The 13,624-nt window shown below is 74.3% G+C and carries 11 protein-coding genes and 1 pseudogene; 10 read left to right on the plus strand and 2 right to left on the minus strand.

The genetic code is table 11. The features are described 5' to 3' along the window. The 7 genes from CP975_RS29805 to CP975_RS29835 all read left to right on the plus strand — a co-directional run bounded on the left by CP975_RS29805 (position 1) and on the right by CP975_RS29835 (position 8,581). A complete protein-coding gene (locus CP975_RS29805) occupies positions 1-1,374 on the plus strand; it encodes a cryptochrome/photolyase family protein (RefSeq protein WP_055529033.1) in 1,374 nt (457 codons plus the stop codon). A gap of 69 nt (positions 1,375-1,443) precedes the next feature. Next, the gene (locus CP975_RS29810) at positions 1,444-3,282 is read left to right on the plus strand and encodes a gamma-glutamyltransferase family protein (RefSeq protein WP_055529031.1); all 1,839 of its coding nucleotides are present in this window, start codon (positions 1,444-1,446) and stop codon (positions 3,280-3,282) included. Between the two features lie 101 nt (positions 3,283-3,383). Beyond that, positions 3,384-4,211: an inositol monophosphatase family protein gene (locus CP975_RS29815; protein ID WP_055529029.1), complete on the plus strand. Its 828-nt coding sequence runs from the start codon at positions 3,384-3,386 to the stop codon at positions 4,209-4,211. Positions 4,212-4,357: 146 nt separating this feature from the next. After that, entirely contained in the window at positions 4,358-5,767 is a 1,410-nt protein-coding gene (locus CP975_RS29820; RefSeq protein ID WP_055529028.1) for a phytoene desaturase family protein, read from the plus strand. Between the two features lie 66 nt (positions 5,768-5,833). After that, positions 5,834-6,415: an O-acetyl-ADP-ribose deacetylase gene (locus tag CP975_RS29825; RefSeq protein WP_055529026.1), complete on the plus strand. Its 582-nt coding sequence runs from the start codon at positions 5,834-5,836 to the stop codon at positions 6,413-6,415. Between the two features lie 81 nt (positions 6,416-6,496). Beyond that, positions 6,497-7,975 carry an AlkA N-terminal domain-containing protein gene (locus CP975_RS29830; RefSeq protein WP_055529056.1) on the plus strand — a complete coding sequence of 493 codons (1,479 nt, stop codon included), beginning with the start codon at positions 6,497-6,499 and terminating at the stop codon, positions 7,973-7,975. A gap of 99 nt (positions 7,976-8,074) precedes the next feature. Then, entirely contained in the window at positions 8,075-8,581 is a 507-nt protein-coding gene (locus CP975_RS29835; protein WP_055529024.1) for a methylated-DNA--[protein]-cysteine S-methyltransferase, read from the plus strand. Between the two features lie 87 nt (positions 8,582-8,668). Here CP975_RS29835 and CP975_RS29840 read toward each other — a convergent pair whose 3' ends face one another. Continuing rightward, positions 8,669-9,169, minus strand: coding sequence for an NUDIX domain-containing protein (locus tag CP975_RS29840; RefSeq protein ID WP_055529022.1), 501 nt, complete (start codon positions 9,167-9,169; stop codon positions 8,669-8,671). Between the two features lie 224 nt (positions 9,170-9,393). Between CP975_RS29840 and CP975_RS29845 the strand changes: the two genes are divergently transcribed. Next, positions 9,394-10,515: a glycerate kinase gene (locus CP975_RS29845; protein ID WP_055529054.1), complete on the plus strand. Its 1,122-nt coding sequence runs from the start codon at positions 9,394-9,396 to the stop codon at positions 10,513-10,515. Positions 10,516-10,644: 129 nt separating this feature from the next. Here CP975_RS29845 and CP975_RS29850 read toward each other — a convergent pair whose 3' ends face one another. After that, the gene (locus tag CP975_RS29850; protein WP_055529052.1) at positions 10,645-11,844 is read right to left on the minus strand and encodes a PucR family transcriptional regulator; all 1,200 of its coding nucleotides are present in this window, start codon (positions 11,842-11,844) and stop codon (positions 10,645-10,647) included. A 371-nt stretch (positions 11,845-12,215) separates the two neighbouring features. On the opposite strand from CP975_RS29850, the gene CP975_RS29855 reads away from it, so the two are divergent. Further along, the gene (locus tag CP975_RS29855; RefSeq protein WP_055529050.1) at positions 12,216-12,998 is read left to right on the plus strand and encodes an ABC transporter ATP-binding protein; all 783 of its coding nucleotides are present in this window, start codon (positions 12,216-12,218) and stop codon (positions 12,996-12,998) included. Positions 12,999-13,024: 26 nt separating this feature from the next. Further along, a pseudogene (locus tag CP975_RS36670) lies at positions 13,025-13,489 on the plus strand (ABC transporter ATP-binding protein); the annotation flags it as partial. Positions 13,490-13,624 lie beyond the last annotated feature (135 nt).

The raw sequence follows: 13,624 nt of genomic DNA on the forward strand, positions 1-13,624 counted from the left end.
ATGACTGTCTCGGTCGTCCTGTTCACCTCCGACCTGCGCGTGCACGACCATCCGCCGCTGCGCGCCGCGCTCGCCCGCGCGGACGCCGTGGTTCCGCTCTTCGTCCGGGACCCCGCCATCGACGGCACCGGCTTCGCGGGGCCGAACCGCCAGGCGTTCCTCGCCGACTGCCTCACCGACCTCGACCGGCGGCTGCGCGACCGGGGCGGGCGTCTGGTGGTGCGCACCGGCGACCCCGTCGCCGAGGTGCGGGCCGTCATGGAGGCGACGGACGCCGACGAGGTCCACATGGCGGCCGGCGTCAGCCGGTACGCGCAGAGCCGCGAGCGGCGGCTGCGCGAGGCGCTGGAGGCGGACGGCCACCGGCTGCACGTCCACGACGCCGTGATCACCGCCCTCCCGCCCGGCGCCGTCACCCCCACCAACTCCGACCACTTCGCCGTCTTCACCCCCTACCTCCGCCGCTGGTCCGCCCAGGGCGTACGGGCCGTCCTCGGCGCCCCGCGCACCGTGCGCGTCCCCGACCACGTCCGCTCAGAGCGCCTCCCCGCCCGCGACGACATCACCGGCACCTCACCGGGGCTCGCCCACGGCGGGGAGAGCGAGGGCAGAAAGCGGTGGAAGGCGTGGCTGCGCGGCGGCATCGACCGGTACGGCGAGCGCCACGACGACCTCGCGGGCGACGCCACCTCCAAGCTCTCGCCGCATCTGCACTTCGGCACGCTGTCCTGCGCCGAACTCGTCCACCACGCCCGCGCGCGGGCGACCCCGGGCGCCGAGGACTTCGTCAGGCAACTGTGCTGGCGCGACTTCCACCACCAGGTGCTCGCCGCCAGACCGCGGACGGCGTCCGCCGACTACCGCACGCGCGGCGACCGCTGGCGCTCGCAGGAGTCGGCGGCGCAGGACATCCGGGCGTGGCGGGAAGGCCGTACGGGATACCCGATCATCGACGCCGCGATGCGGCAGCTGCTGCACGAGGGCTGGATGCACAACCGGGGCAGGCTGCTGACCGCGAGCTTCCTGACCAAAACCCTGTACGTCGACTGGCGGGTGGGTGCCCGCCACTTCCAACGGCTGCTGGTCGACGGGGACATCGCCAACAACCAGCTCAACTGGCAGTGGATGGCGGGCACCGGCACGGACAGCCGGCCCAACCGGGTGCTCAACCCCGTCCTCCAGGCCAAGCGCTACGACCCCGACGGCGCCTACGTACGTCGTTGGGTGCCCGAACTCGCCGGGCTGCCCGGCGCCGCGGTCCACGAGCCGTGGAAGCTGCCGGGCAAGGAGAGGGAGCGCTACGACTACCCCGAGCCGCTCCTCGAACTGGCCGACGGGCTGGGCCGGTTCAAGCGGGCCAGGGGCATCGACTGACCCGCACCGAAGGGTGGCCGCCACCCGAACACGGCCTCGATCCGCCGGACAGGCCCTAGCCTGCTGAGCATGTTCACGACGCGCCCCACACTCCAGGGCACCTTCGGCATGGTGTCGTCCACCCACTGGCTCGCCTCCCAGTCCGCGATGGCCGTGCTGGAGGACGGAGGCAACGCGTTCGACGCCGCGGTCGCCGCGGGATTCGTCCTGCACGTCGTCGAGCCCCACCTCAACGGGCCCGCGGGCGAGGTCCCGATCATCCTCGCGCCCGCGGGCGGCGACGTGCGCGTGCTCTGCGGCCAGGGGCCCGCGCCCGCCGGCGCCACCGTGGCCCACTACCGTTCCCTCGGGCTTGACCTGGTGCCCGGCACCGGGCCGCTCGCCGCGGCCGTGCCCGGTGCCTTCGACGCGTGGATGGTGCTGCTGCGGGACCACGGCACGAAATCGCTCGCCGACGTCCTCAAGTACGCCATCGGGTACGCCGAGGACGGCCACGCGCCCGTCGAAGGCATCGGCGAGGCCGTCGAGACGGTACGGCAGCTCTTCGAGGAGGAGTGGCCCTCGTCCGCGGAGGTCTATCTCCGCGCGGGCCCCGAGGGCGGTGAACCGCCCCGCACCGGCGAGCTGTTCCGCAATCCGGCACTCGCCGCGACGTGGCGGCGGCTCGTGGCACAGGCCGAGGCGCCCGGCAGGTCACGCACCGACGTGATCGACGCCGCGCGCGAAGTGTGGCGCAGCGGGTTCATCGCCGAGGCGCTCGTGCGGCAGGCCGGGCGGCCCACCATGGACACGAGTGGTGAGCGGCACGCGGGGACGCTCTCGGCGGAGGACCTGCGGGGCTGGTCCGCGCGGTACGAGGACCCGGTCACGTACGACTGGAACGGCTGGACCCTGTGCAAGGCCGGGGCCTGGAGCCAGGGCCCCGCCTTCCTCCAGCAGTTCGCGCTGCTGCCCCAGGACCCCGCGGAGCTTCCCACGTACGGGTCCGAGGACTACGTCCACCTCCTGATCGAGGGCTGCAAGCTCGCCATGGCGGACCGGGAGGCCTGGTACGGCGACGCCGGGGAGGGCGGCGCCGGGTCGGTGCCGGTCCGTGAGCTGCTCTCCAAGGAGTACAACGCACGCCGGCGGAAGCTGATCGGTGACGACGCCTCGTACGAGCTGCGGCCCGGCTCGCCCGGCGGGCGGGAGCCCCGGCTCTCCTCGCACGCGCTCGCGGTGTCCTCGGCCTCGGGGGACGGCGGTGCGCTCGCGGTCGCGGCCGCGGGGGGCGGCGAGCCGACCGTGGCCGGGGACGGCGCGACGCGCGGGGACACCTGCCACCTCGACGTCGTCGACCGCTGGGGGAACATGCTCTCCGCCACACCCAGCGGCGGATGGCTCCAGTCCAACCCCGTCGTGCCGGAACTCGGCTTCCCCTTGGGTACGCGGCTTCAGATGGCGTGGCTGGAGGAGGGGCTGCCGAACTCGCTCACGCCGGGCAGGCGGCCCCGGACCACGTTGACGCCGTCGCTGGCGCTGAGGGACGGCGTTCCGGTCATGGCCTTCGGGACACCCGGGGGCGATCAGCAGGATCAGTGGCAGGTGCACTTCTTCCTGGGGGTGGCGCTGCGGGCCCCGGTCCAGGGCGGCCTCGACCTGCAAGGCGCGATCGACGCGCCCAGCTGGCACACGGACAGCTTTCCCGGTTCCTTCCACCCCCGGGGGATGCGGCCCGGGAGCGTGACGGTGGAGTCCCGGATGGCCCCGGAGGTGGTGGCCGGGTTGCGGCGGCGGGGGCACGACGTGCTGATGGGGGGCGCGTGGACGGAGGGCCGGCTGTGCGCGGTGGCGCGGGACCCGGAGAGCGGGGTGCTGTCGGCGGCGGCCAATCCCCGGGGGATGCAGGGGTACGCGGTCGGCCGCTGAGTCCGGCGGGGCGGCCGTGCCGAACCCGGTGTTCACGTAGTCACAAGAAACCGTTCACCCGAGGCGTACGGGATGTCAGCGCGGCGTGCTCTCATGGACGCATGATCGAAGAGTTTCTGACGCAGGGCGTACGCGACGTGGAGGAGGCCCTCCGGAAGGCGGCGGCGGCCGAGGTGACCCCCCGGTTCCGCCAGCTCGCCGAGGGTGACGTGGTGGAGAAGAGCGGCCCGCACGACATGGTGACCGTGGCCGACCGCCGCGCCGAGGAACAGCTGACGGTGGACCTGGCCGCCCTCCTGCCGGGCTCCGTCGTCGTGGGCGAGGAAGCGGTGCACGCCGACCCGTCGACGTACGAGGCGATACGCGGCGAGGCCCCCGTGTGGATAGTCGACCCCGTGGACGGGACGCGGCAGTTCGTGCAGGGCGACCCCGGCTTCTGCATGCTCGTCGCCCTCGCGGTGGGCGGAGAGGTGCTGGCGTCCTGGACGTACGCCCCGGCGCTGGACCAGCTCGCCGTGGCCGTACGCGGCAAGGGCGCCTGGCTGGACGGGCAGCCCCTGGTGTCGGGCGCGCCCGAGCCCGGACAGGACCTCGAAGTCGCCACCTCCCACCCGGACTTCACCACCGAGGAGCAGAAGCGGGCGCTGCTCGGCCTGCGGGCGGACGGCGTGCGGCCCCGGCCGTGCGGTTCGGCGGGCCTTGAGTACCTCGCCGTGGCTAAGGGGGAGTTGGACGCCGTCGCCTTCTCGTGGGAGCTGGCCTGGGACCACGCCGCGGGTCTGCTGCTCGTCGCCGAGGCCGGGGGTGCCTCCATGACGCTGACGGGCGAGCCGTTCCGCATAGGCGGGGGGAACGCGCTGCCGTTCACCGCGGCGCGCGACGCGGCCACGGCCCGGCGCGTGGTGGACCTCCTCTCGAGCGGGGCCTGAGAGGCATGGCCCGAGCCGTCGGCCTGAGCGGCCGGGTCCGGGCCGGCACCGCCGCGGGGCCACCGCGGCGACCGCGGTGTCAGTGCCCCGGCCTATCCTGTGCGGCAGAGGCCATCGGCTGACGAAGGAGTCCGAAGGTGCCGTCGATGCTTGATGCCGTCATCGTGGGGGCGGGGCCGAACGGCCTGACCGCCGCCGTCGAGCTGGCCCGCCGCGGCTTCTCCGTGGCCGTGTTCGAGGCCAAGAGCACCGTGGGGGGCGGGGCCCGCACCGAGGAGCTGACACTCCCCGGCTTCCGGCACGACCCCTGCTCCGCCGCCCATCCGCTGGGCATCAACTCCCCGGCGTTCCGCGCCATGCCCCTGGAGCGGTACGGCCTCCAGTGGCTGCACGCCCCGCTGCCCATGGCGCACCCCTTCCCGGACGGCAGCGCCGCCGTGCTCTCCCGCTCCGTCGCCGAGACGGCGGCCTCCTTCGGGCCGCGCGACGCGGGGACCTACCGGCGCCTGGTGGAGCCCTTCCTCCCCAAGTGGGACGTCCTGCTGCGGGACTTCATGTCCTTGCCGATGAGTTCGCTGCCGCGCGACCCCGTCACCCTCGCCCGCTTCGGACTCGCCGGACTGCCCCCGTCGACGTGGCTGATGCGGCGCTTCCGCGAGGACCGGGCCCGCGCGCTGTTCGCCGGGCTCGTCGCGCACGTCATCGCGCCGCTCGACGGCATCGTCACCGGCGGCGTGGGCATGGTCTTCGCGCTGGCCGCCCACGCCCGCGGCTGGCCGCTCGCGCGCGGCGGCTCGCAGTCCATCTCCGACGCGCTCACCGCGTATCTGAAGGACCTCGGCGGCTCCGTCCACACGGACTACGAGGTCAAGCGCCTCGACGACCTGCCCCCCGCCCGCGCCTACGTCTTCGACACCTCGCCGACCGCGCTCGCCCGCATCGCCGGACTCGGCGACGCCTATGCCCGCTATCGGTACGGGGCCAGCGCCTTCAAGATCGACTACGCGCTCGACGGCCCCGTCCCCTGGACCGCCGAGGAGCCCCGGTCGGCCGGAACCGTGCAGATCGGCGCGAGCAGCGCGGAGATCGGTGCCGCGCTGCGCGCCGCCTCACGCGAGGGGCGCGCGCCCGACGCGCCGTTCCTGATCACCGTGCAGCCCAGCGTCGTCGACCCCTCCCGCGCCCCCGAGGGCAAGCACGTCTTCTGGGCCTACGGACACGTCCCGAACGGCTGGGACGGCGACCTGACCGACGCCATCGAGCGGCAGCTGGAGCGCTTCGCACCCGGCTTCCGCGACCGCGTCCTCGCCCGCGCCACGGCAGGACCGCCCCAACTCGCCGAGCGCAACGCCAACTACGTGGGCGGCGACATCGCCTGCGGCGCCGCCAGCGGACTGCAACTGCTCCTGCGCCCCAAGCTCTCCCTCTTCCCGTACGGGACGAAGCACCCGGCGGTCTTCATCTGCTCCTCCGCCACACCCCCGGGCCCCGGCGTCCACGGCATGTCCGGGCACAACGCCGCCAAGGCCGTGTGGAAGAGGCTCCGCGATGCGTGAGACCCGGCTTCGTGGCAGGCGTACCGCCCCCGGGCCGGTGCGCCCCGGTTCCGTGAGGATGATCCCGTGACCGTGTCCATCACGCTCGTCCAGGGCGACCTCACGCGCCAGCGCGTCGACGCCCTCGTCAACGCCGCCAACTCCTCACTCCTCGGCGGAGGCGGCGTCGACGGCGCCATCCACCGGCGCGGCGGCCCCGAGATCCTCGCCGACTGCCGCCGTCTGCGCGCCTCCCTTCCCCAAGCTCTCAACTCCGTTCGAGCAGGGGAGACCCCAATCGGCAAGGGGCTGCCCACCGGCCGCGCCGTGGCCACCGTCGCCGGAAAGCTCGACGCCGGGCATGTGATCCACACCGTGGGCCCCGTCTGGTCCGCCACGGAGGACCGCTCCGAGCTGCTCGCCTCCTGCCACCGCGAGGCGCTGCGGGTCGCCGCCGAGCTGGGGGCGCGCACCGTCGCCTTCCCCGCGATCTCCACGGGGGTCTACCGCTGGCCGCTCGACGACGCCGCCCGCGTCGCCGTGCGCACCGTGCGGGAGGCGGCCGACCCCGCGCTCTTCGACGAGGTGCGGTTCGTGCTCTTCGACCGGGCGGCCTACGACGCGTTCGCCGAGGCGCTGGCCGCCTCCGGTGACGCCACCGAGAACTGACAGCACGACGCCCCTGGCAGCGCGAGGATGATGTCGGATTCTCGCCAGTCATGGCCGGAGGAATCCGCGATGCTTGAGCGCATGCACACCGACACCGAACGCTGTGTACGCGCGGTTCAGTCGAAGGACGCCCGCTTCGACGGCTGGTTCTTCACGGCCGTCGTCACCACCCGCATCTACTGCCGCCCCAGCTGCCCGGTCGTGCCGCCCAAGGCCGAGAACATGACCTTCTACCCGAGCGCCGCCGCCTGCCAGCAGGCCGGCTTCCGGGCCTGCAAGCGGTGCCGTCCGGACAGCAGCCCCGGCTCGCCCGAGTGGAACCAGCGGGCCGACCTCGTCGCCCGCGCCATGCGCCTGATCGCCGACGGCGTCGTCGACCGCGAAGGCGTCCCCGGCCTCGCAGCCCGCCTCGGCTACAGCGCCCGCCAGGTGGAGCGCCAGCTCCGCACCGAACTGGGCGCGGGCCCCCTCGCGCTCGCCCGCGCCCAGCGAGCCCAGACCGCGCGGCTGCTCATCGAGACCACCGCGCTGCCCATGGCGGAGATCGCCTTCGCCGCCGGTTTCTCCTCCATCCGCACCTTCAACGACACCGTGCGCGAGGTCTTCGCGCTCGCCCCCGGAGAGCTGCGCGCCCGTGCGCGGAAACCGGCCGGGGCGGCGGCGCCCGCCACGCCCGGCGTGCTCTCGCTACGGCTGCCGTTCCGCGCCCCGCTCAACCCCGACAACCTCTTCGGGCACCTCATCGCGACCGGCGTCCCGGGCGTCGAGGAGTGGCGCGACGGGGCGTACCGCCGGACCCTGAACCTCCCCTACGGGCACGGCGTCGTGGCCCTCACCCCGCACCCCGATCACATCGGCTGCCGACTGAGCCTCACCGACCCGCGCGATATGACCATCGCCATCAGCCGCTGCCGCCGCATGCTCGACCTGGACGCCGATCCGGCCGCCGTCGACGACCGGCTCAGGAGCGACCCGCTGCTCGCGCCGCTCGTCGACAAGGCCCCGGGACGGCGGGTGCCGCGCACGGTCGACGAGGCCGAGTTCGCCGTGCGCGCCGTCCTCGGGCAGCAGGTCTCCACGGCCGCCGCCCGCACCCACGCCGCGCGCCTGGTGACCGCGCACGGCGAGCGCGTCGAGGACCCCGAGGGCGGCCTCACCCACCTCTTCCCCACCCCCGAGGCCCTCGCCGCGCTCGACCCGGAGTCGCTGGCCCTGCCCCGCAGCCGCCGCACCACGCTGACCACGCTCGTACGCCACCTCGCCGACGGCAGCCTCCGGCTCGGCGCGGAGAGCGGCTGGGACGAGGCCCGGGCCCGCCTCACCGAGCTGCCCGGATTCGGGCCCTGGACGGTCGAGGTCATCGCCATGCGGGCGCTCGGCGACCCCGACGCCTTCCTCCCCTCCGACCTCGGCATCCGGCGCGCCGCGAAGGAGCTGGGCCTGCCGCACACCCCGGCCGCGCTCACCGCGCGCGCCGCCGCCTGGCGGCCCTGGCGGGCGTACGCGGTGCAGTACCTGTGGGCCACCGACGACCACCCCATCAACGTCATTCCCGCGTAGCCGTCAGCCCTGTGTCAGAACCACGTCAGCGCCGTGCCAGAACCTCGTCAGCCCCGTGAGAGAACCTCATCCCCGTACAAGGGACGGAAACGGACATCCATGGAACGCCTGCACACCCTCATCGACAGCCCCTACGGGCCGCTCACCCTCGTCGCCACCGACGGCGTCCTCAGCGGTCTCTACATGACCGACCAGCGACACCGGCCGGCGCAGGAGACCTTCGGCGACCGTGACCCGGCGCCCTTCGGCGAGGTGACCAGCCAGCTGGCGGCCTACTTCGCGGGGGAACTGAAGGAGTTCGACCTGCCGCTGCGGCTCGACGGCACGCCGTTCCAACGCACGGTCTGGGACGAACTCCGGCGGATCCCCTACGGCGAGACCCGTACGTACGGCGAACTCGCCGAGATCCTCGGCAAGCCCGGCGCCTCCCGCGCGGTCGGCCTCGCCAACGGCAAGAACCCGATCGGTGTCATCGTCCCGTGCCATCGCGTCGTCGGCGCCAACGGCAGCCTGACGGGGTACGGCGGCGGCCTCGAGCGCAAGCAGCGGCTGCTGGCCTTCGAGGGCGGGGCCGCGGGCGGCGCAGAGGACGCGTTCCTCTTCTGACCTGCGGGCTCGCACGGATCTGGCCTGCGGGCTCGCAAGGAGCTGACCCGCGGGTTCGCACGGATCCTCGGCCCGGCGGGCGCCGGGTCAGGCGACCCGGCGCCCGTTCTCCAGCTCGGCGGTCCCCTCGCCGCGCGCCAGCACGTCGAGTGCGGCCGAGACCCGGCGGCCCAACGCCCCCGGCAGCAGCTCCGCCAGCTCCTCCCGGGCCGCCAGGCGCCAGGAGAGCAACTCCTCCTCCTGCAACCTGATCGACTTCAGCTGCTCCTCGTCCAGCACCCCGCCGTCGTACAGGTAAGCCACCAGCGGCGGCCGCGTCCGCTCGGCCCCCGGCGGCACCCAGTCCACCGCGAGGAGCGGCCCGAGCGTGATGTCGAGGCCGATCTCCTCGACCGTCTCCCTGCGCGCCCCCTGGCGCGGTGTCTCCCCGTCGTCCGACTCGACGGTCCCGCCGGGCAGCGCCCAGCCCGCGCGGTAGTTGGGCTCGACGAGAAGGACGCGGCCCTCGGCGTCCCGGAAGAGGGCCGCGGCCCCGACGATCACGCGAGGGAGGCCCGCGATGTATGTGGCGAAGTCCTGAGTGGTCATCGGGGAAGGGTAACGCCGGACCGAGCCGTCGGGCCGGGGCCCGGTCGCCCGGGGCCCGGCTGATCGATCATTGCCCTGGGCAGGGAGCCCTTCCTGCGGTTATGGTCGCAGCGGCGCGACTGCCTTGACACGAGCAAGGCCGGAAGCAAGGGGAATGCAAGGTGGCGGACGCTGCAAGGACGGCGGGACGCGAGCAGCAGGAGCGGCGCGACCAGGCGCGGCACGTGCTCATCGCCGCGGACAAGTTCAAGGGCTCGCTCACGGCCGTGCAGGTCGCTGAGCGGGTGACGGCCGGCCTCCACCGCGCGGCCCCCGAGGTGACGGTCGAGGCGCTGCCGGTCGCCGACGGCGGTGACGGCACGGTCGCCGCGGCCGTCGCGGGCGGCTTCGAGCGCCGGGACGTCACCGTCACGGGACCGCTCGGCGACGAGGTGACGGCGGCGTACGCCCTCAAGGACGGCACGGCCGTGGTGGAGATGGCCGAGGCCTCGGGCCTCCAGCTGCTCCCCGAGGGCGTCTTCGCGCCGCTCACCTCCACGACGTACGGCTCCGGAGAGCTGATCCGCGCCGCGCTCGACGCGGGCGCCGGCACCATCGTCTTCGGCGTCGGTGGCAGCGCCACGACCGACGGCGGCGCCGGCATGCTGGCCGCGCTCGGCGCGCGCTTCCTGGACACGGACGGCGAGCCCGTCGGGCCGGGCGGCGGGCCGCTCAAGGAGCTGGCCACCGCCGATCTGTCGGGCCTCGACCCGCGTCTGAAGGACGTGGAGATCGTGCTCGCCAGCGACGTCGACAACCCGCTGACCGGACCGAAGGGCGCGCCCGCGGTGTACGGGCCGCAGAAGGGGGCCTCCCCGGAGGACGTCGCCGAGCTGGACGCGGCGCTCGCCCACTTCGCCGCGGTCCTGGAGAAGTCCATCGGCCCCAAGGCCGCCGAGTACGCGCAGTCCCCGGGCGCGGGCGCCGCGGGCGGCATCGGTTACGGCGCGCTCGTCGGGCTCGGGGCGGGCTTCAGGCCGGGCATCGAGGTCATGCTGGACGTCCTCGGCTTCGCGCCCGCGCTGGAGCGGGCCACGCTCGTGATCACCGGCGAGGGCTCGCTGGACGAGCAGACCCTGCACGGCAAGGCGCCGGCCGGGGTGGCCTCGGCGGCCCGTGCCGCGGGCGTCGACGTCGTCGCGGTCTGCGGCCGCCTCGCGCTGCCCCCGGAAGCCCTCGGCAAGGCGGGGATCCGCCGTGCGTACGCCCTCACGGACATCGAGCCGGATGTGGCGCGGTGTATCGCGGAGGCGGGGCCCATTCTGGAAAGGCTGGCGGAGAGCCTCGGGCGGGACTATCTGGCCTGAGGCCTTTGGCGGGGGGCCGTCCAGTCTGCCTGGCTGGGGCTTCTCGCGGGTGCGGGGCTGTATGTGGTTGCTCGCGCAGTTCCCCGCGCCCCTTGCGGGGCTTCCCCGGCGCCCCTGACGGGGCGCCCCCTACCCCGGCGACAACCTGTGCGCCTCCACCGCAAGCGCCACCTCCACCAGGTCCCTCGGTCTCGCGAGGGAGCGGGAGGTCAGTTGTTCCAGGCGGCGCAGGCGGTTGAAGACCGTGTTGCGGTGGCAGTAGAGGCGCCCCGCCGCCCGGCCTGCCGAGCCCTCGCAGGCCAGCCACGCGTCCAGGGTCTCCAGGAGGACCGCGCGGTCCGCCGGTTCCAGTGTGAGCACCTCGCCGAGGACGTCAGCCACCAGGCGGGCCGCCAGCTCCGGCTGGCTCACCACGAGCGCGGTCGGCATCCGCTGGTCGAGGCGTACGATGCCGGTCGCGTCCGGCGGGCAGGTGCGCAGCGCCAGTTCCGCCAGTCGCCGGGCGTGGCCGAGGTCCGCGAGGCCCGCCACGACGGGGCTGATGCCGCCGGGGCCCGGGCACCGCCCGTCGAGCAGCCGCGCCAGGCCGTCGAGCCCCTCGTCCGCCCCCAGGGCGACCACGCCGACCTCGCAGTCCGTCCGCATCCGCCAGACGAAACGGAACCCCGGACGCTGGATCTGCCGGTGGAACGCCTCACGCCCGTCACGGCGTTCCACGCGCAGCACCACCACCGCGTACGGGCCGTGCTCGGGCAGATCGAGCCCGGCCGCCGCGCGCGCCGCGAGGCCCGGCGCGGTCTGCCCCTCCAGGAGCGCGTCGAGCAGCGCCTGCAACTGCTCGTCCGTGCGCCGGCGCAACTCCAGCTCCGTCGCCCGGTACGCGTCGGACGCCACCGCCGCCTGCGCGTCGACCGCCGACCACACCATCGTCGCCGAACGCATCAGAACCGCCAGCTTCTCCGGGTCCTTGCCCGCCACGCCCTCCAAAAGCGAATCCCAGACCAGATAGCCCGCGTTGCGGTACGAGTGCACCACCAGGTCCAGCGGCAGCCCCTGCTGGGCCCGGCGCCTGCCCGCCTCCTCCGCGTACTCCAGGTCGCGGCGCGGCGAGGCCCGCGGCGCCGAGATCGCCTCGATGCCGATCCGCATGGCCTCCTCGGCCTCGCGCCAGTGCACGTCGTACGGCAGGACGTGCCCGAACACCGGGGAGTGCTCGTCGAGTTGCCGCAGATGCTCGTCGACCAGCTCGGGCAGCCGGGGCAGCAGGGCCGTGCACGCCTCCTTGAGAAGCCTCCAGTCGTGCCCGGTACGCGGCCTGCGGCCGTTCATGGGCCCGGTCATGGATCCTCCCCATCGCCGCGCTCCAGGACGTCGTTGGTGCGGAGGATGCCATGGGGTGACCCGCTCCCGCAGGCCCCTGACACGCGGTGTTGTGCGCATGCACAACGCCGGGGCGCCGCCGCTGGTCTCCCGCAGCGTTTCCCCCGCTGCCCGTGGACGGGCCGCTCCCGCGGTGCTGGGGTGAGCGCCACGCGACGGCGGACGAGCCGTGCGGGACTGGGGGTCGGTACGTGGGTGGTTCCAATGTGGAGGACTTCGGCGGGGGAGGCCCCGGGGCCGGTGGCGCGGGCGCGGGCGCCTCACGCGGTACGGGGCCCCGCGCGACCGCCTCCCGCGGCGCCGGCCTCGTCGTACGCGACGTGTCGGTCGGCTACGGCCCCGTGCGCGCCCTGCGCCGTGTCTCGCTCGACGTGCCGGACGGCACCGTCGTCGCCGTGCTCGGCGGCAACGGCGCGGGCAAGTCGACGCTGCTGCGCGCCGTCTCGCGCACCCTCTCCTTCCAGGGCGGCGCGCTCACCTCGGGTGACATCCACTTCGAAGGCACCCGCGTCGACGGCCTCGCCCCGGACCGCGTGGTGGCCGCCGGTATATCTCAGGTGCCCGAGGGGAGAAGGGTGTTCGCCCGCATGACCGTCGCCGACAATCTCCGCGCCGGGGCGCTCGGCTCCACCGGGACGCGCGCCGCCAAGGCCGACGCACTGCGCCGCGTCCACGAACTCTTCCCGGTGCTCGCCGAGCGGGGCACCCAGCGCGCCGGACTGCTCTCCGGCGGAGAACAGCAGATGCTCGCGGTGGGCAGGGCGCTCATGGCCTCGCCGCGGCTGCTCCTCCTCGACGAACCGTCCCTCGGCCTCGCCCCGCTGATGGCCGCGCGCATCGCCGACACCATCCGGGAGATCAACGCCCAGGGCACCTCGGTCCTGCTCGTCGAGCAGAACGCCGCCCTCGCGCTGCGACTCGCCTCACGGGCGTACGTCCTCGACGTCGGCGAGGTCGCGCTGTCCGGCCCCGCGGACGAGCTGGCCGCGTCCGACGAGGTACGCCGCCGCTACCTCGGCGTCGTCGACGAGGACGCCGCGGCCGACGCCCCCCGGGGCCTCGGCGCGCTGCCGACGCTGCCGCGCTGGGAGGCCGGACGGTGACCGGAGCATCCGTACCGCCCCTGGAGGTACGTGAGTTGACCGTACGGTTCGCCGGGCTCACCGCGCTGGACGCCGTCAGCTTCACGGTCCGCCCCGGCACCGTGCACGCCGTCATCGGGCCCAACGGGGCGGGCAAGTCCACCTGCTTCAACGTCCTGTCCGGCGTCTACCGCGCCACCAGTGGGAGCGTCCGCTTCGGAGAGCACGAACTCACCGGCATGCGCCCGCACCGGATCGCCGGCCTCGGCGTCGCCCGCATCTTCCAGAACCTCGCGCTCCCGCCGCGCGCCACGGTCGCCGACAGCCTGCTGCTCGGCCGCCATCGCCTGACCCGCACCGGCTTCCTGGCCGCCGGCCTGCGGCTTCCCTCGGCGGCGCACGAGGAGCGGCTGCACCGCGAACGGGTCCGCGAGATCGCCGCGTTCGTAGGCCTGGAACACCAACTCCACTTGCCCGCGGGCTCCTTGCCCTACGGCCAGCAGAAACTCGCCGAGCTGGCCCGCGCCTTGTGCATGGAGCCGCGCCTGCTGCTCCTCGACGAGCCGGTCGCGGGCATGACGGCCGACGAGCGCCGCCGCACCGCCGCCGTCATCGCGGGCGTCCGCGACAGCCTCGGCATCTCGATC

Origin of the sequence: Streptomyces alboniger (genome assembly GCF_008704395.1) — a bacterium.
GTDB classification, from domain to species: domain Bacteria; phylum Actinomycetota; class Actinomycetes; order Streptomycetales; family Streptomycetaceae; genus Streptomyces; species Streptomyces alboniger.

Coding starts and splice junctions, on each gene's coding strand:
- CP975_RS29805 (WP_055529033.1), top strand. CDS start 1: ATGACTGTCTCGGTCGTCCTGTTCACCTCCGACCTGCGCGTGCACGAC.
- CP975_RS29810 (WP_055529031.1), top strand. CDS start 1,444: ATGTTCACGACGCGCCCCACACTCCAGGGCACCTTCGGCATGGTGTCG.
- CP975_RS29815 (WP_055529029.1), top strand. CDS start 3,384: ATGATCGAAGAGTTTCTGACGCAGGGCGTACGCGACGTGGAGGAGGCC.
- CP975_RS29820 (WP_055529028.1), top strand. CDS start 4,358: ATGCTTGATGCCGTCATCGTGGGGGCGGGGCCGAACGGCCTGACCGCC.
- CP975_RS29830 (WP_055529056.1), top strand. CDS start 6,497: ATGCACACCGACACCGAACGCTGTGTACGCGCGGTTCAGTCGAAGGAC.
- CP975_RS29835 (WP_055529024.1), top strand. CDS start 8,075: ATGGAACGCCTGCACACCCTCATCGACAGCCCCTACGGGCCGCTCACC.
- CP975_RS29840 (WP_055529022.1), bottom strand. CDS start 9,169: ATGACCACTCAGGACTTCGCCACATACATCGCGGGCCTCCCTCGCGTG.
- CP975_RS29850 (WP_055529052.1), bottom strand. CDS start 11,844: ATGAACGGCCGCAGGCCGCGTACCGGGCACGACTGGAGGCTTCTCAAG.